The organism is Actinokineospora lacus (assembly GCF_053813445.1).
Genome location: NZ_JBQERA010000003.1, coordinates 742,605 through 767,111, shown reverse-complemented (window position 1 = coordinate 767,111; position 24,507 = coordinate 742,605). Strand labels below are relative to the sequence as shown.

The 24,507-nt window shown below is 72.5% G+C and carries 19 protein-coding genes; 15 read left to right on the top strand and 4 right to left on the bottom strand.

Annotated features, from left to right (window positions below; all coding sequences use genetic code 11):
• Positions 1-9 precede the first annotated feature (9 nt).
• From ACTG9Q_RS11720 to ACTG9Q_RS11710, 3 genes are all read right to left on the bottom strand, one after another.
• Complete coding sequence (locus tag ACTG9Q_RS11720) at positions 10-1,242, bottom strand: exo-beta-N-acetylmuramidase NamZ family protein (RefSeq protein WP_455572699.1); 1,233 nt, start codon at positions 1,240-1,242, stop codon at positions 10-12.
• On the bottom strand, positions 1,239-3,011 hold the full coding sequence (locus ACTG9Q_RS11715) for a glycoside hydrolase family 3 protein (RefSeq protein WP_455572741.1): 1,773 nt from the start codon (positions 3,009-3,011) through the stop codon (positions 1,239-1,241). The genes ACTG9Q_RS11720 and ACTG9Q_RS11715 overlap by 4 nt, the downstream gene beginning before the upstream one ends.
• 513 nt (positions 3,012-3,524) lie before the next feature.
• A complete protein-coding gene (locus ACTG9Q_RS11710; protein WP_455572740.1) occupies positions 3,525-4,346 on the bottom strand; it encodes an HAD family hydrolase in 822 nt (273 codons plus the stop codon).
• Positions 4,347-4,749: 403 nt separating this feature from the next.
• Between ACTG9Q_RS11710 and ssd the strand changes: the two genes are divergently transcribed.
• The 9 genes from ssd to ACTG9Q_RS11665 all read left to right on the top strand — a co-directional run bounded on the left by ssd (position 4,750) and on the right by ACTG9Q_RS11665 (position 11,830).
• Entirely contained in the window at positions 4,750-5,802 is a 1,053-nt protein-coding gene (ssd, locus tag ACTG9Q_RS11705) for a septum site-determining protein Ssd (RefSeq protein WP_455572698.1), read from the top strand.
• A gap of 187 nt (positions 5,803-5,989) precedes the next feature.
• Entirely contained in the window at positions 5,990-7,150 is a 1,161-nt protein-coding gene (locus ACTG9Q_RS11700; RefSeq protein ID WP_455572697.1) for a TadA family conjugal transfer-associated ATPase, read from the top strand.
• A gap of 279 nt (positions 7,151-7,429) precedes the next feature.
• Positions 7,430-8,230, top strand: coding sequence for a type II secretion system F family protein (locus tag ACTG9Q_RS11695; RefSeq protein WP_455572696.1), 801 nt, complete (start codon positions 7,430-7,432; stop codon positions 8,228-8,230).
• Between the two features lie 14 nt (positions 8,231-8,244).
• Complete coding sequence (locus tag ACTG9Q_RS11690) at positions 8,245-8,928, top strand: type II secretion system F family protein (protein WP_455572695.1); 684 nt, start codon at positions 8,245-8,247, stop codon at positions 8,926-8,928.
• An 11-nt stretch (positions 8,929-8,939) separates the two neighbouring features.
• Complete coding sequence (locus ACTG9Q_RS11685) at positions 8,940-9,125, top strand: DUF4244 domain-containing protein (protein WP_455572694.1); 186 nt, start codon at positions 8,940-8,942, stop codon at positions 9,123-9,125.
• A complete protein-coding gene (locus tag ACTG9Q_RS11680; protein WP_455572693.1) occupies positions 9,122-9,490 on the top strand; it encodes a TadE family type IV pilus minor pilin in 369 nt (122 codons plus the stop codon). Before ACTG9Q_RS11685 ends, ACTG9Q_RS11680 begins: the two co-directional genes overlap by 4 nt.
• A complete protein-coding gene (locus tag ACTG9Q_RS11675) occupies positions 9,474-10,070 on the top strand; it encodes an Rv3654c family TadE-like protein (RefSeq protein WP_455572692.1) in 597 nt (198 codons plus the stop codon). Before ACTG9Q_RS11680 ends, ACTG9Q_RS11675 begins: the two co-directional genes overlap by 17 nt.
• Positions 10,071-10,353: 283 nt before the next feature.
• Positions 10,354-10,980, top strand: a complete 627-nt coding sequence (locus ACTG9Q_RS11670) for a bifunctional DNA primase/polymerase (RefSeq protein WP_455572691.1) — start codon at positions 10,354-10,356, stop codon at positions 10,978-10,980.
• Positions 10,981-11,428: 448 nt separating this feature from the next.
• Complete coding sequence (locus ACTG9Q_RS11665) at positions 11,429-11,830, top strand: VOC family protein (protein ID WP_455572690.1); 402 nt, start codon at positions 11,429-11,431, stop codon at positions 11,828-11,830.
• On the opposite strand, the gene ACTG9Q_RS11660 is transcribed toward ACTG9Q_RS11665, so the two are convergent.
• On the bottom strand, positions 11,784-14,075 hold the full coding sequence (locus ACTG9Q_RS11660) for a DEAD/DEAH box helicase (RefSeq protein WP_455572689.1): 2,292 nt from the start codon (positions 14,073-14,075) through the stop codon (positions 11,784-11,786). The genes ACTG9Q_RS11665 and ACTG9Q_RS11660 overlap by 47 nt on opposite strands.
• Positions 14,076-14,331: 256 nt before the next feature.
• Here ACTG9Q_RS11660 and ACTG9Q_RS11655 point away from each other — a divergent pair, with 256 nt between their 5' ends.
• The 6 genes from ACTG9Q_RS11655 to ACTG9Q_RS11630 all read left to right on the top strand — a co-directional run bounded on the left by ACTG9Q_RS11655 (position 14,332) and on the right by ACTG9Q_RS11630 (position 24,396).
• A complete protein-coding gene (locus ACTG9Q_RS11655; protein WP_455572688.1) occupies positions 14,332-16,620 on the top strand; it encodes a sodium-translocating pyrophosphatase in 2,289 nt (762 codons plus the stop codon).
• 160 nt (positions 16,621-16,780) lie between these two features.
• Entirely contained in the window at positions 16,781-17,386 is a 606-nt protein-coding gene (locus tag ACTG9Q_RS11650; protein WP_455572687.1) for a hypothetical protein, read from the top strand.
• 31 nt (positions 17,387-17,417) lie between these two features.
• Positions 17,418-18,059, top strand: coding sequence for a hypothetical protein (locus ACTG9Q_RS11645; protein WP_455572686.1), 642 nt, complete (start codon positions 17,418-17,420; stop codon positions 18,057-18,059).
• A gap of 109 nt (positions 18,060-18,168) precedes the next feature.
• The gene (topA, locus tag ACTG9Q_RS11640; protein WP_455572685.1) at positions 18,169-20,973 is read left to right on the top strand and encodes a type I DNA topoisomerase; all 2,805 of its coding nucleotides are present in this window, start codon (positions 18,169-18,171) and stop codon (positions 20,971-20,973) included.
• 238 nt (positions 20,974-21,211) lie between these two features.
• Complete coding sequence (locus ACTG9Q_RS11635) at positions 21,212-23,200, top strand: bifunctional MFS transporter/dTMP kinase (protein ID WP_455572684.1); 1,989 nt, start codon at positions 21,212-21,214, stop codon at positions 23,198-23,200.
• A complete protein-coding gene (locus tag ACTG9Q_RS11630) occupies positions 23,200-24,396 on the top strand; it encodes a DNA polymerase III subunit delta' (protein WP_455572683.1) in 1,197 nt (398 codons plus the stop codon). Before ACTG9Q_RS11635 ends, ACTG9Q_RS11630 begins: the two co-directional genes overlap by 1 nt.
• Positions 24,397-24,507: the final 111 nt, after the last annotated feature.

Below are 24,507 nucleotides of genomic sequence, written 5' to 3'. Positions count from 1 at the left end.
ACCCTCTCCTCACCGGTACAGCAGATGCGGTTCTCGGAGCCTGGTGAAATCGGCCAGCTCACCCGCCCAGGCGGCGGTGATCGACTCGGCGTCCGCGCCCGCGTCGACCATGCGGCGGAACCGGTCGGAGCCGGTGAGCAGGTCGATGAAGTTGTCCGGACGCCACTTGAAGACCTCCGGGTAGAGCCGCCGCGCGGCCAGGATCATGGCCACGGCGGTGCCGATCGCGTCGAACCCGCGCTCGGGGTAGACCTGCACGCCGCCGCAGGCCACGCGGGTGAACTTGCCGAAGGTCGGGGTGAAGTACTGCTCGCGGAAGCGGACGTTGGGCAGGCCGTTGAGCGCCTCGGCCCACCGCCAGTCGATGCCCGGCGCGCCGATGATCTCGAAGGGACGCGTGGTGCCCCGTCCCTCGGACAGCACGGTGCCCTCGAAGAGACAGGTGCCGGGGTAGACCAGGGCCGTGGTCGGGGTCGGCATGTTGGGGCTGGGAAGCACCCAGGACAGGCCGGTGTCCTCGTAGACCTGGTCGCGGCGCCAACCGCGCACCTCGACCACCGTCAGCTCGCGCAAGCGCTTGCCCGCGTCGGTGGGCAGGTACTCGGCGTCGAAGAACCGGGCCAGCTCGCCGACGGTCATGCCGTGCTGCTGCACGATCGGCTTGCGCCCGACGCCGGAGGCGTACGCCGGGTCGAGCTTCGGGCCGTACGGCTGGCCGCCGACCGGGTTGGGCCGGTCGAGCACGATGAACGCCGCGTCGGCGATGACCGCGGCGTGCATCGCGGTGTACATGGTCCAGATGTAGGTGTAGAAGCGCGCGCCCACGTCGGCGATGTCGAAGACGACCGTGTCCACGCCCGCCTTGGTGTACTGCGCCGCCAGCTTGGCCGCGCTGGCGCCGTACGCGTCGTACACCGGGACGCCTGTGCGCGGGTCCAGGTAGTCGCCCTCGGAGCCGCCCGCCTGGGCCGTGCCGCGGAAACCGTGCTCGGGCCCGAACACCGCCAGGGGGCGCGGCATCGCGTCGACGATGTGCGTGCCGTCGCGCAGGACGCCGGTCGGGTTGGACACCACGCCCACCCGGCGCCCGGCCAGCAGGTCCCAGCCCTGCTCGGCCAGGACGTCGGCGCCCGGGACGACCGGGCGGTTGCGTTGCGCGGGCGAGGCGTGGGCCGTGGTCGCCGCGCTGCTCAGCAGTGGCGCGGCCAGGGCGGACGCCGCGAGGAACCGGCGGCGCCTCACCAGCTGATCCCATGTCCGAAGGGGTAGCGGATGAGCGTCGGGTCGGCGCCGTCGGGCACCGCGACCGGGAGCTTCCCGCGTGGGCTGGTCTCGCCCATGAGCACCTTCGCCAGTGAGTTCATCGACACCCCGCGCCAGGAGTAGGTGGCCAGCCACGTCGGCGCCGCGACGAACCCGGCGTCGTAGGGGACCTGCGTGGCCACGGCGACGACCGGTTTCCCGGTGGCCATCAGCCGCGTCAGCAGGGTCCGCTGCTGGGTGAAGGCGGACAGGTTGTTCGTCAGGAGGACGACCACGTCGGCGTTGGCCGCGGCGGCCTCGGCCTGGGCGATCACCGTCGCGGACGGCCGGGTGCCCGTCGGCAGCGCGGTGGCTGTCGAACCGAGCGCGGCGGCGAGCTGCTGCGGCGACTTGGCCGAGTTGACCGTGTCGCCCACACCGGCCACCAGTACGCGGGAAGGCGCGCTCAGCGGGAGGACACCGGCGTCATTGCGCAGCAGCGTCACGGTGCGGTCGGTCAGCGCCTGCACGGCCGCCTCGTTCCGCGGGGTGCCCACCCGGGAGTCGATCTCGCTCTCGTCCACCACGGGGTGGGCGATGATCCCGCGCTGCCACTTCTGCGTCAGGACGCGCCGCACGCTCTCGTCGACGCGCGCCTCGCTGATCCGCCCGCTGCGCACCGCGGCGAGGACGGAGTCCATGGCGAGCGTCAGGTCCACCGGCATCAGCAGCTGGTCGACGCCCGCCTCCAGGGCCAGCACCGGGATCTCGGCGTCGCCGAACATCTCCCGGACGCCCTGCATGCCCAGCGCGTCGGTGACGATCACGCCGTCGTAGCCCAGCTCGTCGCGCAGCAGCCCGGTCAGGATCGGCCTGCTCAGCGTCGCGGGGACGCCGGTGGGGTCCAGGCTGGGGAACTGGATGTGCGCGGTCATGATCGAGTCGATGCCCGCGTCGATCGCGGCCTGGAACGGCGGCAGGTCCACCGCGCGCCACTGCTCGGCGCTGCGGTTGATCGCGGGCAGCCCGGTGTGGCTGTCGGTCGCGGCGTCACCGTGGCCGGGGAAGTGCTTGGCCGAGGACGAGACCGTCTCGAAGCGGCGTCCGTCCTGGTAGCCGCGCACCTGGGCGGCCACCATCGACGAGGCCAGGCCGGGGTCGGCGCTGAAGGACCGGGCGCCGATGACCGGGTTGAGCGGGTTGGAGTTGACGTCGGCGACCGGGGCGAAGTTCTGGTTGACGCCCATCGCGCGCAGCTCGCGCCCGTTGATGGCGGCGGCGGTCTGCGCGTCGACCGTGCTGCGGCCCGCGCCCAGCGCCATCGCGCTGGGGTACTCGGTGGCGGGCGCCTCGACCCGGGTGACGTTGCCGCCCTCCTGGTCGATCGCCACGACCAGCGGCACGTGGGGCGCGGCGCCGAGCGCGGCACGTTGCAGGCCGTTGGAGAAGGCCGCCAGCTGCGCGGGGTTGTCGATGTTGTCGGTGCCGCTGTTGTTGAAGTAGATGACGCCGCCGAGCTGGTAGCGGCGCACCACCTCGGCCGGGGTGGCCACGCCGTAGCGCGCCATGTTGGTCGGGTGCGCCTCAGTCGCCGACTTGCCCCAGACGGAGGCCACGAACAGCTGGCCGACCTTCTGCTCCAGGGTCATCCGGCGCAGCGCCGCGTCGACCCAGCCCACCTCGGTGGTGGCCGCGGGCCCGGCGAGGGTGGCGGAGTTGGCCTGTGGGGTGATCGCGACGGCGCCGACCGTGGCAGCCGCGGCTGTCATGGCCGCGACGGCGGCGAGCGCGGATCGGGAGGGGGGCACCGTGCCTCCTGGTGGGGAATTGTTCACCAGAAATGACTTCCCCCTGGAAGTTACTCACGACTCCTCGTGCGGTCAACGCGGCAGACGGAGGATGCCGGAACAGGGATTGGGCGGCCCCACCATTGGTGGAACCGCCCAAGTCCGCAGCGTGAGCCACTCGAGTTACCAAGCGTGCAACGTTGTCGTACCGACCTGGACTCGGCGTCCGGCGTCCCGGTACGCAGTCCCTTGACGACGTGCCTCCCGCGGCGTGCTGCGCGTGGGTGCTCGGTGCTCACGCACGGAGTCCGAACCGGGGTGGAGTGGAACTTCTCTTCGTTCCGTCCCTGGCCGATCCGAAGTCCGCACTTCCTTTCTACCCAGTGGCGAAGGTCACTTCAAGGGCACTTTCGGGTGCACCGGTACAGACGGCCGCGACACGCCGTGTCCAGGCCCGCGCGGAATACCGCTACTCGGGTTGTCCGCGTGGGACAGCTAGCGCTTCTTCCTTCGCTGGAAGCCGTACCAAGCCGCGCCCGCCGTCGCGACAGCGCCGATTCCGATGGCTGTCACGGCGACCGCCGTTCCGGACGGGACGGTGAAGCGCGAGCGCAGCGAGATGGGCTTGGTGAAGTTCAACACCGGCCAGCCGCGTTCCGCGGCCACCTTCCGCAGCGCCCGGTCCGGGTTCACCACGCGCGGGTGGCCGACGGCCTCCAGCATCGGCAGGTCGGTGCTGGAGTCGGAGTAGGCGTGGCAGGCGGCGAGGTCGTAGCCGTGCTCCTCGGCCAGCGCGCGGATCGCGGCGGCCTTGTTCTCGCCGTAGCAGTAGAAGTCGATCTCGCCGGTGTAGCGGCCGTCCACCGCCACCATGTGCGTGCCCGCGCTGTGCGTCGCGCCGATCATCTTGGCGATCGGGGCGACGATCTCCTCTCCGGACGCGGACACGACCACCACGTCGTGGCCCTGCTCGCGGTGCTCGGCGACCAACTCGGCAGCCTCGGCGTAGACGAGCGGGTCGACGATGTCGTACAGGGTCTCCTCCACGATCGCCCGCACCTGCTCGACGTCCCAGCCGGTGCACAGCGAGGTCAGGTGCGCCCGCATCCGCTCGACCTGGTCGGCGTCGGCGCCGGAGATGGCGAACACGAACTGCGCGTAGGCGCTCTTGAGCACACCGCGCCGGTTGATCAGCCCGCCCTGGAAGAACGGCCTGCTGAAAGCCAGCGCGCTGGACCGGGCGATGACCGTCTTGTCCAGGTCGAAGAACGCCGCTGTCCGGACTGGCGACTGTGGGTCGGGCACGGCCGCCAGCATAGGGACCGGGCGCGCGATGATCCGGATGGCGCAGGACGGGCGCGCCGTATGGGCGAGGATCGGCGGGAGATCCTGCTGTCTTCTCCCGTATCTGGCCAACAGCACCGGGGAAGGGGATACAGTACCTCTACCCCGGCCGCGTGCCGGGAGGGTTCAGTCCGACCCCCCGGGGCTGAACCTGCTGACGACCCCCGCCCCTCCCCCCTGGCGGGGGTCGTCTCTTTTTCACGTCCCGCGCTCGGCGCACGGACGTCCCCGTCCAGTTTGGCGCATCGCACCGACAATTCCGCTGAGTTGTCCACAAGCGGCCGAACTGTCCACAGGCCGCCACCCACACCCTGGCGGGCCACCCCGGGCCAAGTCGATCGTGGAGCCAGAACCGCGAAAGCCGAGGAGGCCCACCATGCCCGCCACCCACCCGATCGCCTACCTGCGCGAGGAATCCCTCGCCGACGAGGTCCTCCGCTTGGCCGCGGCCGCGTCCTGCCCGCTCGACCGGGTCGCCGATCCGGTGGAACTGCGCTCGCGCTGGACTGGTCCGCCGCTGGTCATCGTCGACGATCCGGCTGCCTGTCGGGGACTGCCCAGGCGTGAGTCGGTGGTGGTCGTGTGCGCGGGAGAGCCGACTTCCGCGGCGTGGTCGGCCGCCGTCGACCTGGGCGCGTCCCGCGTCGTCTCCCTGCCCGCGGGTGAATCCTGGCTCGTCGGCGCACTCGCCGACGCCGCCGAATCGCCTGCGGGACGGGCGGGTCCGGTCGTGGCCGTGGTCGGCGGCACCGGCGGGGCAGGCGCGTCGGTCTTCGCCGCCGCCCTCGCGCTGGCCTCGCTGGACGCGGGCAGGCCGACCCTGCTGGTCGACTGCGACCCGTTGTCCGGCGGCCTCGACCTGGTGCTCGGCGCCGAGCACACGACCGGCCTGCGCTGGCCTGACGTGCGGCTGAAGTCCGGCAGGGTGCCCGTCTCCAGCCTGCACTCCGCGCTTCCGAGCCGCACCAAGGGCACCGCCCGCCTCACGATCCTCTCCGGCGCCCGCGCGGGCGAAGGGCCCACGGCGGAGGCCGTGTCAGCCGTCGTGGCGGCGGGCCGCCGGACGGGGGAGACGGTGGTGTGCGACCTGCCCCGCCACCCCGGCGAGACCGTCACCGCCGCCCTGGGCCAAGCCGACCTCGCCGCGGTCATCGTCCCCGCCGATGTCCGCTCCTGCGCCGCCGCCCACCGGGTCACCACCGACCTCCGCGCCCGCGGCGTCCGCACCGGCCTGGTCATCCGCGGCCCGTCCCCGTCCCGCCTCACTCCACAAGAGATAGCCGACACCCTATCGGTTCCCCTGCTGGCCACCTACAGCTCCGACCGCGACCTCCCCAGATCGGTGGACCGCGGCGAGTTCCGCCCCCGCGCCTCGCTGGCCCGCGCCGCCCGGACAGTCCTCGACGCCGTCCCGGGAGGTGAACCGTGATGCCGCGACCAGGCGCGACTGCTCACCGCGATCCGTTCGTGCGACGGCGATCACCGGTTCGGCCGACCATCCCCGGCGCGGGCTTTGGCTGGACAGTGCGGTCGTGGGCGTGGGGGTGTTGTCGACGTCCGTTCGCGCACCTTTGTCACTCGCACGCGGCCGTCGACCCCGGTGGCGGTGACCGGCCGTGAACCCTGACCTGGCCGACCGGGTGCGGTCACGGCTGGCGCGGCGCGACAGCGCGGTGGTGACCGCGGCGATGGTCGCCGCGGCGGTGCGGGAGTGTTCCGGTGGGGTGGTGGGGCAGGACGACATGCTCGCCGCCCTGGCTGAACTGCGGCGGGAGTTCGTCGGGGCGGGTCAGCTCGATCCCTTGCTGTCCCAACCGGGCGTCACCGACGTGCTCGTGACGGCACCGGACGAAGTATGGACGGACAGCGCCGCGGGCCTGCGGCGGACCGACGTTCGCTTTCCCGACGCCGCCGCCGTCCGCAGGCTCGCCCAACGCCTCGCCTTGGCGGCGGGTCGCAGGCTCGACGACGCTCAGCCGTTCGTCGACGGCTGGCTGCCCGAGGCCCTCACCGGAGCCCGGGTGCGCCTGCACGCCGTGCTCCCCCCGATCGCCGCCGGGTGCACTTTCCTGTCCCTGCGGGTCCTGCGGCCCGCCGCGCATTCCCTGGCCGAACTCGTCCGCCTGGGCACGTTCGACTCCACCACCGCCGACCTGCTCACCGCGATCATCCGCGCCCGCCTGGCATTCCTGGTCTCCGGGAGTACCGGCTCGGGAAAAACCACCCTTCTGTCCGCACTGCTGTCCGCTGTCCCACCCACCGAAAGGATCATCTGCATCGAGGACGCGGGCGAGCTGGAACCCCGGCACCCGCAGTTCGTCCGCCTGGTCTCCCGACCACCCAACGTCGAGGGCGCGGGCGAGGTGACCCTGCGCGACCTGGTCCGCCAGAGCCTGCGGATGCGCCCCGACCGAATCGTCCTGGGCGAGGTCCGCGGCCCCGAGGTGGCCGAACTCCTCACCGCCCTCAACACCGGCCACGACGGCGGCGCGGGCACCGTCCACGCCAACACCCCCACCGAGGTCCCCGCCCGCCTGGAAGCCCTGGGCGCCCTGGCGGGCCTGACCCGCCACGCCCTCCACAGCCAACTGGCCGCCGCCGTCCACTTGGTACTCCACATGACCCGCACAGGCCCACGCCGCCACCTGACCCAGATAGCCCTCCTCGACCGCCAAGACACCGTCACCGCCACCCCGGTCTGGATCAACGGACACCCCACCCCCGCCTACCCCCGCCTAGCCGCGCTCCTACGCCCCACAACCGCACAGGACCAATGATGATCTTCATTCAACTTGCGGCGCCGCGGAGGACTGGTGATCTTCGCTCAACCTCGCAATGACAACGTCGAGGACCGCCATGTCGGCCGTCGACCTGTTTCTGCTCGCTGCCGCGATCGGTGTCTGACGCTGGGCTCGGTCGGCCGATGCCGGGGCCGCCCACCTTGGTGTTGATCAGTGGAAGCCCCATCTCCACCTGGCCGCGCTACTGCGCCAGAGACCACAGAGGACCAAGGATGATCTTCGCTCAACTTCGCGACGACAACTCGGAGGATCGCCATGTCGATCGCCGCCACCCCGCTCCTGCTCGCCGCCGCGATCGGTGTCTGGCCCTCGGGCCTGGCCCGCCGACGCCTTCGTGACCTGTATCCGCCTGCCCGAGCGGCGCCGAGGCGTCTGCGGCTGCCCGCCACGGCGGTCTCCGTGCCGGTGACCGCCGCCCTCATCGCGTGGCCGCTGTTGGGTCCGGCGGGTGCTGCGGCGGGGTTGCTGCTCGCCTTCCTCGTCCGCCGCACGATTGTCGGCAGGCGGGCTGGTCGCGCCGCGCTCACCGCGGTTGACGGGCTCGCTGAGGCACTGCGGGCATTGGTGGCGGAGTTGCGGGCCGGGGCGTCGCCGGTGGTCGCGGCCGAGTCGGCCGCTGAGGACGCGCCGCCTGCCGTCGCGGCCGCACTGCGCTCGGCGGCTGCCGCGACGCGCCTGGGTGGGCAAGCGGAATACCCCTTGTCCAGCACGGAGTTCGATGCCGCGGGTGCGCGCATTGGCCGGGCGTGGCAGTTGGCCACCCAGCATGGTCTGCCGCTGGCCGATGTCCTCGACGCCGTCCGCGTCGACTTGGAGCAGCGGGTGCGCTTTGCCCGCCAAGTCGAGGCCCGGATGGCGGGCCCGCGCGCCAGCACCACCGTGCTGGCCTGCCTCCCGGCGGTGGCCGTCCTGCTAGGCCAGGGCAGCGGCGCCGCGCCGCTGGTCGTGCTCGCCGGGTCGGGGGTCGGGCAACTGCTCCTGCTGCTCGGCTCGGCGCTGATCGGCGCCGGACTGCTGTGGTCCGAGCACATCACCCGCCCACAACTGTTCCGCTGACCGGAAAGGAACCCATGACTGTCACGTTGGTGGCCTTGGCCGCGGCCGTCCTGCTCTGGGCGCCGCATCGCCCCGCTGCGGCCCGGCTGAGACGGGTGTTCGGGGGCGCTCGGCGCTCGCCGCTCCCGGTGTCGCGGGCGGTGGTGACCGGCATGGCTGTCGGCGCACTGGCCGCCGTGGTGATGCATCCCGTGGCCGGGCTCGCCGCCGGGCCGATCGCCTGGCTCGCGGTGCGCGGGCCGCGGCGGGAGCGGGCGCCGACGGGCGGTGGCCTGGCGACCGCGGCCGGGTTCGACCTGCTGGCCGCCTGCCTCGCCGCGGGGATGCCGGTGCCCACCGCGGTCCGCGCGGCGGCCGACCACTTCCCGCCGCACATCACCACCGCGCTGCGGGACACCGCGGACCTGCTCGCGCTCGGCGCTGATGCCGGTGCCGCGTGGGCGCCCGCCCTGGCGTGCGCGGACACCGCCGCGCTCGCCCGGGGCGCCCGCCGCAGCGCCCGCTCCGGCACCGCGCTGGCCGAACTCTCCCGCGGGCTGGCCGTCCGCGTCCGCGACCAGGCCGTCGACGCGGCCGAGGCGCGGGCGCAGCGGGCGGCCGTGCTGATCACCGGGCCGCTCGGCCTGTGTTTCCTGCCTGCCTTCCTCTGCCTGGGCGTCGCCCCGGTGGTGGTCGGTCTGGCGACCAACCTGCTCTGAAAGGACGAACCATGCGCACCTACCTCCTCCTCCGACGCCTGCTGCGCCGAGACGCCGGGATGACGACCGCCGAGTACGCCATCGGCACGGTCGCGGCGGCGGCCTTCGCCGCGGTGCTCTACCTGATCGTCACCAGTGACACGGTCAGCAGCGGCCTGACCTCGCTCATCACCGACGCCCTCACCCACGACAAGTGAACGGGCGGTCAGACCGTGGCGCGGTCACCGTCGAGGCCGCGCTCGCGGTCGCCACCCTCGCCTTCGTCCTCGTGCTGGTCCTGGCGGGCGGCTCGGCGGCCATCGACCAGATCCGCTGCGTCGACGCCGCCCGGGAAGCCGCCCGCCAAGCCGCCCGCGGCGACCCCGAGCGCGCGCGGTCGGCGGCCGAACACCTGGCCCCAGCCGGTGCCGAGGTCCGCATCACCTACACAGACGACACCGTCGTTGTCCACGTCGAGGCCCCCGCGGCCCGCGTGCTGCCAGGCCTCCGCCTCCGCGCCGACGCCCACGCCGCCCTGGAACCCGGCGCACAACAAGGAGAGGGCGATGGCCAAACCCCATGACGACCCGGAGCCCAATGGCAGCCCGGCGCCTCCCGGCAACCCAAGCCTCGCCGACAGCGCAAGCCCTGCCAGCAGCGCAAGCCTCGCCGACAGCGCAAGCCCTGCCAGCAGCGCAGCTTCCGATGGGAGTGGGGACGAGGGGGTCGCGACGGTGTGGGCGGCGGTCGCGGTCGCCGCCTTGGCCGCGCTGCTCGCGGCGGTGGTGGGGGTCGGTGCGGCGGTGGTGGGGCGGCATCGGGCCGCGGGGGCGGCGGATCTGGCGGCGCTGGCGGGGGCCGCGCACGCCTGGTCCGGGGTGGGGGTCGCGTGTGCGCGGGCGGAGGAGGTGGTCAGTCGGATGGGTGCCGAGCTGCGGGTGTGTGAGGTGTCCGGGCTGGAGGTCACCGTGCGCGTTGCCCGGCGGGTGCCTGCTTTTGGCTGGGCTGAGGTCTCTGCTCGGGCGGGGCCGGTGGACGGTGGGATTTCGGTGGGGGCGAAGTCGCAACCCCGGCCTGCCGGTCGGCGCGGCGCTTTAACGGGCCGAGCGGTTGGTCGGGCGCGGCGAACGGCAGGCGGTTCGGGGTGGTTCTCCAGTTGGTGAGAGGGGTCACACACAAAGTAGAGCGCTGTTTGGGCTGGTCATGAACGTCACATCGAGCGCGGGAGGTCACTGAGGACGGAGGGCGGGGTTACTCGGACGTGTGAGCAGGTCGAATACGGTGACCGGTCTTTTCGCCTTCAGTTGCCCGGACAGGTGTGAACACTTCACCTCGCGATAACGACCAGTTGTCGACTGCAAGTTCCCTGGGTGCCCCGTGATGCCGTTGAGTAGGTCACAGGACGCCGAGACCTGGGGTCCGCACCGCGAGGAGGCTCCACCAAAGATGTTGGACAGCGAAAGGTCCGATACCTGGCGCCGGGCGTTCCGGCCCGAACTGCGTGCTGAGGCGATCGGGCTCGCGCTCAAGGGTTGGTCGGTCCTGCCGGGCACCTACCCCACCGCCGATGGCTGGGCGGGTCGCGACGGCGTCGAGGCCGACGGACCCGTGCCGGTGCACCCGGAGTGGCGCCAGCGGGTCGGCACCGATGCCACCCAGGTCGCCACCTGGTGGGCGGGCAAGCCCTACAGCCTGCTGCTGGCCACCGGCACCGGTGTCGACGCCATCGGGGTCGACGGCGACCTCGGCAGGCGCGCCGCCCGGGTGCTGCGGACCTTCGGCCTGCCGGTGCCCATCGTGGCCACGCCGGAGAGCCGGTGGCTGTTCCTCACCCGCTCCGGCGGCGACCTGCACCGCGGCCTGCTCGGCGAGCACGGCGTCACGCTGCACGCCGACGGTGACTGGATCTCGCTGCCGCCGAGCCCGGTGCGCCACGGCGTCGTGCACTGGCGGGTCAAGCCCGAGGTGTGCAACTGGGTGCTCCCGCACGCCCGGGTCGTCGAGGACGCGCTGCTGGAGGCGCTGGGCGCGCCCGTGCACAACCTGATCGGCTCGCTCGTCGCCGCTGACTGAGCGGGCTCGAGGCAGACAACTCAACAGTGACCACTGCGGCTGGGCGGGGAGACCTCCTCCATAATCCCCCGCCCAGCCGCAGAACCAACCTGTCCCGCGCGCCACTGCCACACTCCCGCCCTCGGCGGTGTGCGCCGGACAGGTCGCCTGCCGAGCGTCACATGCAGGCGGCCGCGCCTCCCAGACCGCTCGTGGCCACCGGACACACGCGGCCCCGCCCGGCCGTGGTCGGTGAACCCGCCCCGGGATGACCGCCCGCGCTGATGACCGTCGCCTTCCGGCGCGGCGCAGCGCGGGGTGACTCCCCGCCGATCCGTCCGATCTGGCCACAGTGGACTCAGGTAGCAGGCGCCCGCCAGTGCTCGGCGGCACTCAGCGCGCCGGTGAGCGCGTCGGACCGAACCTCCGACGCGCCCCGGCGCGCTGCCACGTCCGGCACCATGTGCCCATGCTCGCACTGGTGACACTCGTCGTCCGCGACTACGACGAGGCGATCGACTTCTTCGTCAACGCCCTCGGCTTCACGCTGCGCGAGGACACCCCCCGCGACGGCAAGCGGTGGGTGGTCGTCGCGCCGCGCGGGGAGACCGGCATCCTGCTGGCCCGGGCCTCGACGCCGGAGCAGGCGGCCAGGGTGGGCGAGCAGACCGGCGGACGGGTCGGGTGGTTCCTGACCACCGACGACTTCCAGCGCGACTACCAGCGGATGCGCGCCCACGGCGTCGTGTTCGACGAGGAACCCCGCCACGAGCCCTACGGCACCGTCGTCGTGTTCCGCGACCTGTGCGGCAACTGCTGGGACCTCATCGAGCCTCGCCCAGCGCCGCCAGCACCGTCCGCAGGACCGTGACCGCGCCCGCCTTGTCCAGGGGCTCGTTCCCGTTGCCGCACTTGGGCGACTGCACGCACGACGGGCACCCCGTCGGGCACTCGCACAGGCTGATCGCCTCGCACGTCGCGCCCAGCCACGCCGCCAGCGCCGCGTGGCCGCGCTCGGCGAAGCCCGCCCCGCCCGGCGCGCCGTCGTGCACGAACACCGTGGGGTGGCCGGTGTCCGGGTGCAGCGCCGTGGACACCCCGCCGATGTCCCAGCGGTCGCAGGTGGCGAACAGCGGCAGCAGGCCGATCGCGGCGTGCTCGGCGGCGTGCAGGGCCCCGGGGACCGCCGCGGGGTCCAGCGGCAGCGACGCGACGGTGTACCAGACCGCGCGGGTGCGCAGGGTCTGCGCGGGCAGGTCGAGCGGCACCCGGTCCAGGACCTCCCCGGACGGCAGCCGCCGCAGGTAGCCCACGACCTGGGAGGTGACCGCGACCTCTCCGAAGCAGACCGTGACGGTGCCGAAGTCCCGCCGCGAGAGGACCTTGAGCACGGTGATGTCGACGTCCTCGCGCGGCGACGTCGTCCACTCCGGGGACTCCTCGTGCACCATCGCCAGGCAGGCGTCGAGGTCCAGCTCGTCCACCACGTACGACACGCCCTGGTGCAGGTACACCGCCCCGGGGTGCACGCTCGCGCACGCGCTGCCCGCCCCGACCGTCCCCAGCATCCGGCCGGAGTCGGCCTCCACCAGGGCGATCTGCTCCCCGCCCGAGCCGCGGATGTCGACGTCGCCGTGCGGGCGCTCGTGCGCGGTCCAGTACCAGCCGGACGGACGGCGCCGCAGCACCCCGTCGGCCACCAGCTCCTCCAGCACCCCGGCCGCCTCGGGGCCGAAGTCCGGCAGGCACGCCGGGGTCAGCGGCAGCTCGGCCGCGGCGCACGCCAGCTGCGGGGCCAGCACGTACGGGTTGCCCGGGTCGGTCACCGTCGCCTCGACCGGCCGCTCCAGCACCGCCCGCGGGTGGTGCACCAGGTAGGTGTCCAGCGGGTCGTCCCGCGCGACGAAGACCACCAGCGCGCCATCGCCGCCGCGGCCCGCCCGCCCGGCCTGCTGCCAGAACGAGGCCAGCGTGCCCGGGTACCCGGCGACCACCACCGCGTCCAGCCCGGCGATGTCCACGCCCAGCTCCAGCGCGTTGGTCGTGGCCACGCCCAGCAGCGACCCCGAGGCCAGCGCCGCCTCCAGCGCCCGCCGCTCCTCGGGCAGGTACCCCGCCCGGTAGGCCGCCACCCGCTCGGCCAGCGAGGAATCCACTTCGGACAGGATTCGCTTCGCCCCCAGGGCGGCGAGCTCGGCCCCGCGCCGCGACCGGACGAACGCCAGCGTCCGCGCCCCCTCGATCACCAGGTCGGCCAGGATTCGTGACGCCTCAGCGCCCGCCGAGCGGCGCACCGGGGCGCCGTTCTCGCCGGTCAGCTCGGTCAGCGGCGGCTCCCACAGCGCCACCGTGCGCGACCCGCGCGGGGAGTGGTCCTCGGTCACCGCGACGCAGTCCACACCGGACAGCCGGGTCGCCGAGGCGGCCGGGTCGGACACCGTGGCCGAGGCCAGCACGAACACCGGCGCCGAGCGGTACTTCGCCGCGATCCGCCGCAGCCGCCGCATCAGCAGCGCCACGTGCGAGCCGAACAGCCCGCGGTAGGTGTGGCACTCGTCGATCACCACGTACCGCAGGTTGCGGAAGAACTGCGCCCACCGGCTGTGCGCGGGCAGGACGCCGCGGTGGAGCATGTCCGGGTTGGTGAACACCCACCGCCCGTGCGCGCGGACCCAGTCACGCTCGGCCATCGGGGTGTCCCCGTCGTAGGACGCCGCGCGCAGGTCCGCCAGTCCCAGCGACCCGACGGAGCGCAGCTGGTCGGCGCCCAATGCCTTGGTGGGCGAGAGGTACAGCGCGGTGGCCTTCGGGTCGCCGAGCAGCGCGGTGATCACCGGCAGCTGGTAGGCCAGCGACTTGCCCGAGGCCGTCCCGGTCGCCAGGACGACGCTGCGCCCGGCGTGGGCGTGCTCGGCGGCCTCGGCCTGGTGCGCCCACGGCGCGGCCACCCCGCACTCGCCGAACGCCGCGCGCAGCTCGGCGGGCGTCCACTCCGGCCACGGCACGGTCAGCTCGGCGCGCTCGGGCAGCTCGGCGACGTGGGTGATCGGGTCCTCGTCGGCGGGCAGTCCGGCCAGGACGCGTGTGAGCAGCAGATCACCGCGGTGCGCACCCATCCCCCGAGCTTCGCACACCGGGTCGACAGCCCCGGGTTCCGCTGTTCGCGTGACGAAGATGATCAAGAGAGATTGGTCACAATAAGCTAGATGAACCGTTACAGTACGTGCACGGTGCGGGACGGCTGGCGGGCGGCCTTCGCTTTACCAATAGACTCCGCGCGCATCCCACCGTTTGTGGTGGTGCACACGTCGGTGTCGGAGTCGGCCGGAGCGGATGTCGACGCCCGAAACAGGCAGATCAACAGGAGGACGGATGCAAGGGCAGTTCCTCGCGGCAGAAGGCTTGACCCTCACCGGCACGGATCGCGGTGTGGTCGTAGTCATCGCCGTGATCGCCCTCGCCGCTCTTGCCGTCGGATATGTGCTGCTCAAGGAGGTCCTGGCCGCCGGCCAGGGAACCGCCAAGATGCAGGACATCGCCAAGGCGGTCCAAGAGGGCGCGGCGGCGTATCTCAAGCGGCAGCGCAACACGCTGCTGATTTTCGGAAGCATCGTCTTCCTGCTGCTTTTCCTGCTTCCCGCGGACAGTACGGCGGAGAAGGTCGGGCGATCGCTGTTCTTCGTGGTCGGGGCGGTGTTCTCCTTCGGCATCGGCTACCTGGGCATGTGGCTGTCCACGCAGGCGAACCTGCGTGTCGCCGCGGCGGCCAACGAGGAGGCGGGCCGGGAGAAGGCCATGCGGATCGCCTTCCGCACCGGCGGCGCGGTCGGCATGGCCACCGTCGGCCTGGGCCTGTTCGGCGCCGCGGTCGTCGTGCTGGTCTACACCGGCATGGCGCCGAAGGTGTTGGAGGGCTTCGGTTTCGGCGCGGCCCTGATCGCGATGTTCATGCGCGTGGGCGGCGGCATCTTCACCAAGGCCGCTGACGTCGGCGCCGACCTCGTCGGCAAGGTCGAGCAGAACATCCCCGAGGACGACCCGCGCAACGCCGCCACGATCGCCGACAACGTCGGCGACAACGTGGGCGACTGCGCAGGCATGGCCGCGGACCTGTTCGAGTCCTACGCGGTCATGCTCGTCGCCGCGCTCATCCTCGGCAGCACGGCGTTCGGCGTGCAGGGCCTGCTGTTCCCGCTGATCGTCCCGGCGCTCGGCGTGCTCACCGCGATCCTGGGCGTCTACATCACCAAGGCGAAGGCGGGGGAGAGCGGCCTGACCGCGATCAACCGCTCCTTCTACATCTCCGCGGTCGTCTCGGCGGTGCTGTGCACCGCGGCGGCGTTCATCTACCTGCCGACCTCGTTCTCCGAGCTGACCAACCCGGGCGACCCGAGCATCGTGGGCAGCCCGGCGCTCGTCGCCGCGGTCGCGGTGATCATCGGCATCGTGCTGGCGGGCATCATCCTCTGGCTCACCGGCTACTTCACCGGCACCGACTACAAGCCGGTCAAGGAGGTCGGCCAGACCGCGCTGACCGGTCCGGCCACCGTCGTGCTCGCGGGCATCTCCGTCGGCTTCGAGTCCGCGGTGTACACCGCGCTGGTCATCGCCGGGGCGGTCTACGGCGCGTTCCTGCTCTCCGGTTCCGTGGTCGTGGCGCTGTTCGCCATCGCCCTGGCGGGCACCGGCCTGCTGACCACCGTCGGCGTCATCGTCGCGATGGACACCTTCGGCCCGGTCTCGGACAACGCCCAGGGCATCGCCGAGATGTCCGGCGACGTGCACGGCGAGGGCGCGCGAATCCTCACCGAGCTCGACGCGGTCGGCAACACCACCAAGGCCATCACCAAGGGCATCGCCATCGCCACCGCGGTGCTCGCCGCGACGGCGCTGTTCGGGTCCTACCTCGACGCGATCCGCACCGCCCTCGCCAAGGCCCAGGTCCCCCTGGACTTCGAGGACTTCGCGGTGTTCACCCCGGACGTCCTCGTCGGCGTGATCATCGGCGCCGCGGTGGTGTTCATGTTCTCCGGCCTGGCGGTCAACGCGGTCACCAGGGCGGCGGGCGCGATCGTCTTCGAGGTGCGCCGCCAGTTCCGGGACATCCCCGGGATCATGGAGGGCACCACCCGTCCGGAGTACGGCAAGGTCGTCGACATCTGCACCCGGGACTCGCTGCGCGAGCTGGCCACCCCCGGCCTGCTGGCCGTGCTGGCCCCGATCACCGTCGGCTTCGGCCTCGGCGTGGCCCCGCTGGCCGGGTACCTCGGCGGCGCGATCGCCGCGGGCACGCTGATGGCGGTCTTCCTGGCCAACTCCGGTGGGGCGTGGGACAACGCCAAGAAGCTGGTCGAGGACGGCCACCACGGCGGCAAGGGCTCCCCGGCGCACGAGGCGACGATCATCGGCGACACCATCGGCGACCCGTTCAAGGACACCGCGGGCCCGGCCATCAACCCGCTGATCAAGGTGATGAACCTGGTGTCGGTGCTGATCGCGCCCGCCATCGTCACCTTCTCGGTGGGCGTCGACGCCTCCACCGGCCTACGCGTGAGCATCGCGCTGGTCGCGCTGGCGCTGATCGTGGCGGCGGTCGTGATCTCCAAGCGTCGCGGCACGGCGATCGCCGAGTCGCCCGCCGAGAGCGTCTCCAACGCGTAACGGCACGTCACAGGGCCGGCTCCGCTGACGCGGGGCCGGCCCTGCTCTTTCCCGCCCTGCAAGCACCCGGCCCGCGTGCCACGCTGGCCAACGCCGATCAGCTCTAGGAGGCCCGTCGATGGTCCGCCGTCTTACCGCCGCAGTCGCTCTCGCCTTGCTCATGACGGGATGCGCCACCGATACCGGCGCTCCGACCACTTCCGCGCCCGCGACCACGCTCCCCCAGTCCACCTCCGAGACCAGCGCCAACGGCGACGCGAAAGCCTGGGCCGAGAAGGTCTGCGCCTCGGTCGCGCCGGAGGTGGCCAAGCTCAGCGGCGGACCGAACATCGACCCGTCCAACCCGGAGAAGGCCAGGGACGGCCTGGTGACCTACCTCGACACGCTGGCGGGGGCGCTGGACCGGATGATCGGCGGCGTGCGCGACGCGGGTGCGCCGCCGGTGGCCGAGGGCCAGGTCGCCGCCGACCGGACGATCAGCACGCTGGAGGAGGCCAAGGGCGCGGTGGAGAGCGCCAAGACCCGCCTCGCCGCCGCCGACGTCTCCGACCCCGCCGCCTTCCAGGCCGCGTTCGTCAAGGTCGGCGAGGACCTGCAGAAGCTCAGCGAGCTGGAGGACCCGACGGCGGGTCTGCGCGGCAACGCCGAACTCGACGCGGCCTTCCGGGAGGCCGAGTCGTGCAAGACGCTCGCGGGCTCCGACGGGAGCGCCTCGGCGACCACGCCGACGATGGCCACCTCGACGACGGCCACCGCGACTTCGTGATTCTCGCCACGTGACCGCTCGACTGCGGTCCGTGGCACGCGGGGCTTTCGCGGTGTCGAACCCCTGTTCTAATCTGGCCGTCGTGGAGCAGCTGTCCTTCTACTCCGCCCAGGCGTCGACCCCCCGGGTCGGCGACCTGGCGGGGCTGCTCTGCGGGCCTGGCCGGGTCCGCCAGTTCGCCAGGGGCACTGCCCGGCTGACGATCCCGGTCGACGCGCCGTGGCGGGCGAACGCGCTGGTCACGGCGTTCGCCGAGCGCGGGGTGCAGGTCCGGCCGCAGGTCTGCGAGTACCTGGGCACCACGCAGCTGCGCACCGCGTTCCGCGCCGACCTGGTGCCGCTGGCCGTCGCCTGGGGCGCGGCCAAGGACGTCCCCGCCGGGTTCACCCCGTACGGCGCCGTGTTGCGCATGTGGGTGATGGCGGCGGGCGGGTGGGTCGAAGGGGGATACCGGCTCGCCATCGACCCGGCCGCCCCCCATACTCAGGGGCCGCTGCTGGCAGCTCTGGCGCGGTGCGGACTGCCCGCCACCGCGCACGACGGTGACGGGCCGGGTGTTCGGATCACCGGAAGGCGCAGGTTGGCGCGGTTGCTGGAGCTGGTCGGGCCGCCCGCCGGACCGAGCCGTCCCGATCACTGGCCCGCCGCTGTCCGGATGCGTGTGGTGTCCTGAGCGTGCTACAGGTGGTAAAGGTCCATACTCGGTCGGCCGATTCCCAGTGCTGGGTACCGTGCGTGCACACTGGCGGACCGGGACGGGGTCTACAGAGAGCGGGACAGGCGTGGCCGGAACGACGAATTCCAAGAGAAGCGCGGGTGGCACCGGGGGGGCGCAGCCGCGCAGGCTCGTGATCGTCGAGTCCCCAGCCAAGGCGAAGAAGATCGCCTCCTACCTGGGGCGCAACTTCGTCGTGGAGTCCTCCCGCGGCCACATCCGCGACCTTCCCCGCAAGGCCGCCGAGGTCCCGGACAAGTACAAGGGCCAGACGTGGTCCAACCTCGGCGTCAACGTCGACAACGGCTTCGAGCCCATCTACATCGTCACCCCGGACAAGAAGTCGACGGTCAACGAGCTCAAGGGCCTGCTCAAGGACGTCGACGAGCTCTACCTGGCAACAGACGGCGACCGCGAGGGCGAGGCCATCGCCTGGCACCTGCTGGAGGCGCTCAAGCCCAAGGTGCCGGTGCGCAGGATGGTCTTCCACGAGATCACCGAGTCGGCCATCCGCGCCGCCGCCGAGAGCACCCGCGAGCTGGACCGCGACCTCGTCGACGCCCAGGAGACCCGCCGCATCCTCGACCGCCTCTACGGCTACGAGGTCAGCCCGGTGCTGTGGAAGAAGGTCATGCCGCGGCTGTCGGCGGGCCGCGTGCAGTCGGTGGCGACCCGGATCGTGGTGCAGCGCGAGCGCGAGCGCATGGCGTTCGTCTCGGCCTCGTACTGGGACATCTCGGCCACCCTCGACGCCGGACCCGAGGCCGAGCCCAGCACCTTCGGCTCCCGGCTGCTCTCCGTCGACGGCGCCCGCCTGGCCACCGGCCGCGACTTCGGGCCCGATGGCAAGCTCAAGGCCGGGTCCGAGGTGCTGCTGCTGGAGGAGCCCGAGGCCCGGCGGCTCGCCGAGGGGCTCCAGGGCGCCGCGCTGACGGTCACCAGCGTCGAGGAGAAGCCGTACACGCGCAAGCCGTACGCGCCGTTCATGACCTCCACGCTCCAGCAGGAGGCGGGCCGCAAGCTGCGCTTCTCGGCCGACCGCACGATGCGCGCCGCGCAGCGGTTGTACGAGAACGGCTACATCACCTACATGCGCACCGACTCCACCACGCTGTCGGAGACGGCGATCCAGGCTTCCCGCGCCCAGGCCACCGAGCTCTACGGCGCCGAGTACGTCTCGCCCCAGCCGCGCCAGTACACGCGCAAGGTCAAGAACGCCCAGGAGGCGCACGAGGCCATCCGCCCGGCCGGTGAGGTGTTCCGCACCCCCGGCCAGGTCGCCTCGGAGCTGGAGGCCGACGAGTTCCGCATCTACGAGCTGATCTGGCAGCGCACCATCGCCTCCCAGATGGCCGACGTGCGCGGCACCACGATGACCGTGCGGATCACCGGCAGCGCGGCCTCCGGCGAGGAGTGCACGTTCTCCTCATCGGGCCGCACGATCACCTTCGCGGGCTTCCTGCGCGCCTACGTCGAGGCCGTGGACTCCGAGACCGGCGGCGAGGCCGACGACGCCGAGCGGCGCCTGCCGCGGCTGACCAAGGGCCACCCGGTCACCGCGGCCGAGCTGGCCGCCGACGGCCACGCCACCAGCCCGCCCGCCCGCTACTCCGAGCCCAGCCTGATCAAGCAGCTCGAAGACCTCGGCATCGGCCGCCCCTCGACCTACACCTCGATCATCAAGACGATCCAGGACCGCGGCTACGTGTGGAAGAAGGGCTCGGCGCTGGTCCCGTCCTGGATCGCGTTCTCCGTGGTCGGGCTGCTGGAGCAGCACTTCGAGCGGCTGGTCGACTACGACTTCACCGCCGCGATGGAAGACGAGCTCGACCGCATCGCCGTGGGCGACCAGGAGCGCACGACCTGGCTGGCCGGGTTCTACTTCGGCGGCGACATCGGGCCCGCGGGCTCGGTCGGCCGCTCCGGCGGGCTGAAGAAACTGGTGGGCTCCGGGGTCGAGGAGATCGACCCCAAGGAGGTCAACTCCATCCAGGTCTTCGACGACAGCGCCGGGCGCCCGGTCGTGGTCCGGGTCGGCCGCTACGGGCCGTACCTGGAGCGCGAGGTCGACGGCGAGCCGCAGCGCGCCAACCTGCCCGAGGCCCTGCCGCCCGACGAGCTGACCAGGGAGATCGCCGAGGAGCTGTTCTCGGTCCCGATGGAGGGCCGCTCGCTGGGCACCGACCCGGTCACCGGGCACGAGATCGTCGCCAAGGACGGCCGCTTCGGTCCCTACGTCACCGAGGTGCTGCCCGAGGAGGAGCCGCCCGCCGACGGCAAGAAGCCCCGCAAGGCGGCCAAGCCCAAGCCGCGCACCGGGTCGCTGTTCCAGTCGATGTCGCTGGACACGGTGACCCTGCAGGACGCGCTGAAGGTGCTCTCGCTGCCCCGCGTCGTCGGCACCGACCCGGCCAGCGGCGAGGAGATCACCGCCCAGAACGGCCGTTATGGGCCGTACCTGAAGAAGGGCACCGACTCCCGCTCGCTGGCCAGTGAGGACCAGATCTTCGACATCGACCTCGATGCCGCGCTCAAGATCTACGCCGAGCCCAAGCAGCGGGGCCGTCGCGCCGCCGCCGCGCCGCCGCTGCGCGAGCTGGGCGCCGACCCGGTCTCCGGCAAGCCGATGGTGATCAAGGAGGGCCGCTTCGGCCCTTATGTGACCGACGGGGAGACCAACGCCTCGCTGCGCAAGTCCGACAGCGTCGAGACCATCTCGATCGACCGCGCCTCGGAGCTGCTGGCCGAGAAGCGGGCGAAGGACCCGGCGCCCAAGAAGCGGACCCCGGTCCGGCGGGCCCCGGCGAAGACGACCAAGACCGCGGCGAAGAAGCCCGCGGCGAAGAAGTCCGCGGCCAACTCCAAAGCGTGATTCGTCGGGTGCCCGCCCACCGAATCCAGCACAATCGGACATGGGTGTTCCCGACAACGTGTTCACCTGAAGTCACCCTCAGGTTGCACGAGGTTGACTAACCTGGTCCGACCACGGTGGCGTCACCTGAATGGCGCAGGGCCATGGTTACGCTAGGTGCAGCCGGTGTGGAATGGGGTGGAGGGCGATCAGCGCAGGCTCTAACGGGCAGGCGGGGCAGGCCGGGTCCGAGGCGTCCATGGCCCACCGCGTCCGCAGCGTGCTCTCCATCCGCCCGTTCCGCAGGCTGTGGGGTGTCACCTACCTGTGCAGCATGGGGGACTGGCTCTCCCTGCTGGCGCTGACCGGGCTGGCCACCACGTTCCTCGACGACTACCGCGCGCAGAGCTTCGCCTTCGCGGGCGTCGTGCTCACCCAGCTGCTGCCCGGCCTGCTGTTCGCGCCGCTGGGCGGGATCTTCGCCGACCGGTTCGACCGGCGCAAGGTCATGGTCGTCGCCGACATCCTGCGCTGCGCGCTGTTCGTCTCCATCGCGGTCGTGGGCTCGACGCTGTGGCTGTTCCTCGGCAACTTCCTGATCGGCTGCTGCGCGCTGCTGTGGATTCCGTCGAAGGACGCCGCGGTGCCCAACCTGCTGCGCCGCCCCGACCAGGTGGAGACGGCGAACCAGCTGGGCATGGTGATGACCTACGGCATCTCGGTGATCAGCGGCGCCGGGCTGTACGCGCTGATCACCGGCGCCAGCTCCACCTTCGACGTCGACCCCTCCGGCTTCGGCATCGCCAAGATCATCCTGCTGGTCAACGGCGCGCTCTACCTGAGCAGCGCGATCATCGTGGCCACCCGCATCCCGGAGCTGTCCAGGCGGGTGGTCGACACCAGCAAACCCGAGACCGCGGAGAAGCCGGGCTTCGGCGCGATGGTCAAGGACGCCGCCCACTTCGTGCGGACCACGCCGCTGGTGCGCGGCCTGCTGATCGGCATGATCGGCGCGTTCGCCGCCGCGGGCGCGCTGGTCGGCTCCGCGCAGCTGTACGCCAACAGCCTCCGCGGTGGCGAGTCGGCGTTCGGCTGGCTGTTCGTGGCCCTGTTCATCGGCCTGGCCACCGGCATGGCCGGTTCGCCCAAGCTGGCCCGCACGCTGCCGCACAACCGCCTGTTCGGCGTGGCCATCGTCTTCGCCGGGCTGGTGCTGAGCGCCATCGCGATGGCCCCGCACCTGTCCGTGGCCCTGATCGCGGTGGCCATGCTCGGCGCGGGCGCGGGCGCGGCGTTCCTCACCGGCGTGACCATCATCGGCACCCAGGTCGAGGACGCCATCCGGGGCCGGATCAACGCGATCTACCAGTCCCTGATGAAGATCATCCTGGCCGGGGCGATGGCCGCGACCCCGGTGCTCGTCGGCCTGGTCAGCCCCCGCACGGTGACCCTGTTCGGCCGCGAGATGGTCATTGACGGCACCCGCCCGGTGCTGCTCGGCGCCGGCCTGATCGCCGCCCTGGTCGGCGTGGTCGCCTACCGGCAGATGGACGACCGCCGCTCGGAGAAGATCCTCACCGACCTGCTGGCCACCATCCGCCGCAAGACGCGCCGCTCCACCGGCCTGCTCATCGCCGTGGAGGGCTCGGCCGGGCTCGACACCAGCACCCAGGCAGGCCTGCTGGCCGACTGGCTGGGCAAGCCCGCCCGCCGGGAAGTGCTGCTGGCCACCGACCCCGCCCTCAACGACGGCAGGCTGCGCGCCGTCCTGAGCGGCGCGCAGCTCACCAGCGCCCGCGCCCACGCCCTCGTCGCCGCGGCCGTCCGCGCCGACCTGGTGGAACGCGAGATCCGGCCCGCCCTCGACCGCGGCGCCCTGGTCGTCATGGAGCGCTTCGTCGACAGCCCGCTGGCCTACCTGTCGACCACGGCGGGCCTCGACGCCGCCGAGCTGGAGGGCCTGGCCGACTGGGCGACCTCCCGCCTGCGCCCCGATCTGACCGTCCTGCTCGACCGCGACCCGGGCACCCTGCCGCGCTCGCCGAGCACCGAGCATCATTGGCACGTGCAGAGCGTGCTCACAGACATGGCCGCCGCCGATCCCGACCGCTACATCGTGGTCGACGGCGACGGCACCGCGGACGAGGTCGCCGAACGGGTCCAGACGGCCGTCCGCTCCGCCCTCGCCGACCGCAGGCTCGCCGACCTGGCGCCGGTGTCCGGCCTGAATCCGGTGGAGACGGGCTGATGGCGCCGGTCTGGTCGCAACTGGTCGGCCAGCCCGCCGCGGTCGAGGAGCTGAGCGCGGCCGCGGTCGCCGCCGCCCAGCTGGTCGACGGCACCGGCTCGGCCGCCGGGATGACCCACGCCTGGCTGTTCACCGGCCCCCCGGGGTCGGGCCGGTCGGTGGCGGCGCGGGCGTTCGCCGCGGGCTTGCAGTGCACGACAGGGCTGGCGGTGCCCGGCTGCGGGGAGTGCCCCGGGTGCCGCACGAGCATGTCGGGCACGCACGCGGACGTCCGGGTGGTGGAGCCGGAAGGGCTGTCGATCTCCGTCCTGGAGATGCGGACCCTGGTGCAGACCGCGGCCCGGCGGCCCACCGGCGGCCGCTGGCAGGTCGTGATCATCACCGACGCCGACCGGCTGACCGAGGGCGCGGCCAACGCGCTGCTGAAGGCGGTCGAGGAGCCGCCCGCGCGCACGGTGTTCCTGCTGTGCGCGCCGTCGGACCACCCGGAGGACGTGTCGGTGACCATCCGGTCGCGGTGCCGCGCGGTGCCGCTGCGCACGCCCGCCGCCGAGGCGATCGCCGAGGTCCTGCGGGTCCGGGACGGGATCGCCGCCGAGACGGCCGAGTGGGCGGCGTCGGTGTGCGGCGGCCACATCGGCCGGGCGCGTCGGCTGGCCATGGACGAGGCGGCCCGCGACCGCCGGGCCCGCGTCCTGCGCATCCCGCTGCACCTGCCGACCCTGGCCCACGTGTTCGAGTGCGCCGACGACCTGGTGAAGTCCGCCGAGGCCGACGCCGCCGAGGTCGTCTCCTCCCGCGACGACGTCGAACGCGACGCGCTGCGCACGGCCATGGGCCACGGCGGCACCGGGAAGGGCACCGCGTCGGCCACCCGGGGCAGCGCGGGGGCCCTGAAGGACCTGGAGCGCCGCCAGAAGTCCCGCGCGACCCGCACCCAGCGCGACTCCCTCGACCTGGCCCTGGTCGACCTGGCGGGCTTCTACCGGGACGTCCTGGTGGTCTCGTCCCGCTCGACCGCGACCCTCAACCACCCCGACCACGCCGAGGCGGCCACCCAGGCGGCGAACTCCTGGCCCCCCGAGTCGGTCCTGCGCAGGCTGGAAGCCGTCCTGTCCTGCCGCGACGCGCTGGGCGCGAACGTCAAGCCGCGCATCGCGGTGGAAGCGATGGTCTCCGCCCTGTACCGGGGATAGCGCCCTATACCCGGGTAGAGCCCTATACCCGGGTAGAGCCCTGTACCGGGGTAGAGCCTGTGCCGGGGATAGAGCCCAGGCCCCGCCCGGGGATGGGTCGGGCGGGGCCTG

Bases quoted from the DNA above. Each gene is read 5' to 3' on its own strand.
- ACTG9Q_RS11685 (WP_455572694.1), top strand. From the start codon at position 8,940: ATGCGCACCTACCTCCTCCTCCGACGCCTGCTGCGCCGAGACGCCGGG.
- ACTG9Q_RS11675 (WP_455572692.1), top strand. From the start codon at position 9,474: ATGGCCAAACCCCATGACGACCCGGAGCCCAATGGCAGCCCGGCGCCT.
- ACTG9Q_RS11670 (WP_455572691.1), top strand. From the start codon at position 10,354: ATGTTGGACAGCGAAAGGTCCGATACCTGGCGCCGGGCGTTCCGGCCC.
- ACTG9Q_RS11695 (WP_455572696.1), top strand. From the start codon at position 7,430: ATGTCGATCGCCGCCACCCCGCTCCTGCTCGCCGCCGCGATCGGTGTC.
- ACTG9Q_RS11660 (WP_455572689.1), bottom strand. From the start codon at position 14,075: ATGGGTGCGCACCGCGGTGATCTGCTGCTCACACGCGTCCTGGCCGGA.
- ACTG9Q_RS11715 (WP_455572741.1), bottom strand. From the start codon at position 3,011: ATGACAGCCGCGGCTGCCACGGTCGGCGCCGTCGCGATCACCCCACAG.
- ACTG9Q_RS11690 (WP_455572695.1), top strand. From the start codon at position 8,245: ATGACTGTCACGTTGGTGGCCTTGGCCGCGGCCGTCCTGCTCTGGGCG.
- ACTG9Q_RS11655 (WP_455572688.1), top strand. From the start codon at position 14,332: ATGCAAGGGCAGTTCCTCGCGGCAGAAGGCTTGACCCTCACCGGCACG.
- ssd (WP_455572698.1), top strand. From the start codon at position 4,750: ATGCCCGCCACCCACCCGATCGCCTACCTGCGCGAGGAATCCCTCGCC.
- ACTG9Q_RS11665 (WP_455572690.1), top strand. From the start codon at position 11,429: ATGCTCGCACTGGTGACACTCGTCGTCCGCGACTACGACGAGGCGATC.
- ACTG9Q_RS11630 (WP_455572683.1), top strand. From the start codon at position 23,200: ATGGCGCCGGTCTGGTCGCAACTGGTCGGCCAGCCCGCCGCGGTCGAG.
- ACTG9Q_RS11635 (WP_455572684.1), top strand. From the start codon at position 21,212: ATGGCCCACCGCGTCCGCAGCGTGCTCTCCATCCGCCCGTTCCGCAGG.
- ACTG9Q_RS11650 (WP_455572687.1), top strand. From the start codon at position 16,781: ATGACGGGATGCGCCACCGATACCGGCGCTCCGACCACTTCCGCGCCC.
- ACTG9Q_RS11710 (WP_455572740.1), bottom strand. From the start codon at position 4,346: ATGCTGGCGGCCGTGCCCGACCCACAGTCGCCAGTCCGGACAGCGGCG.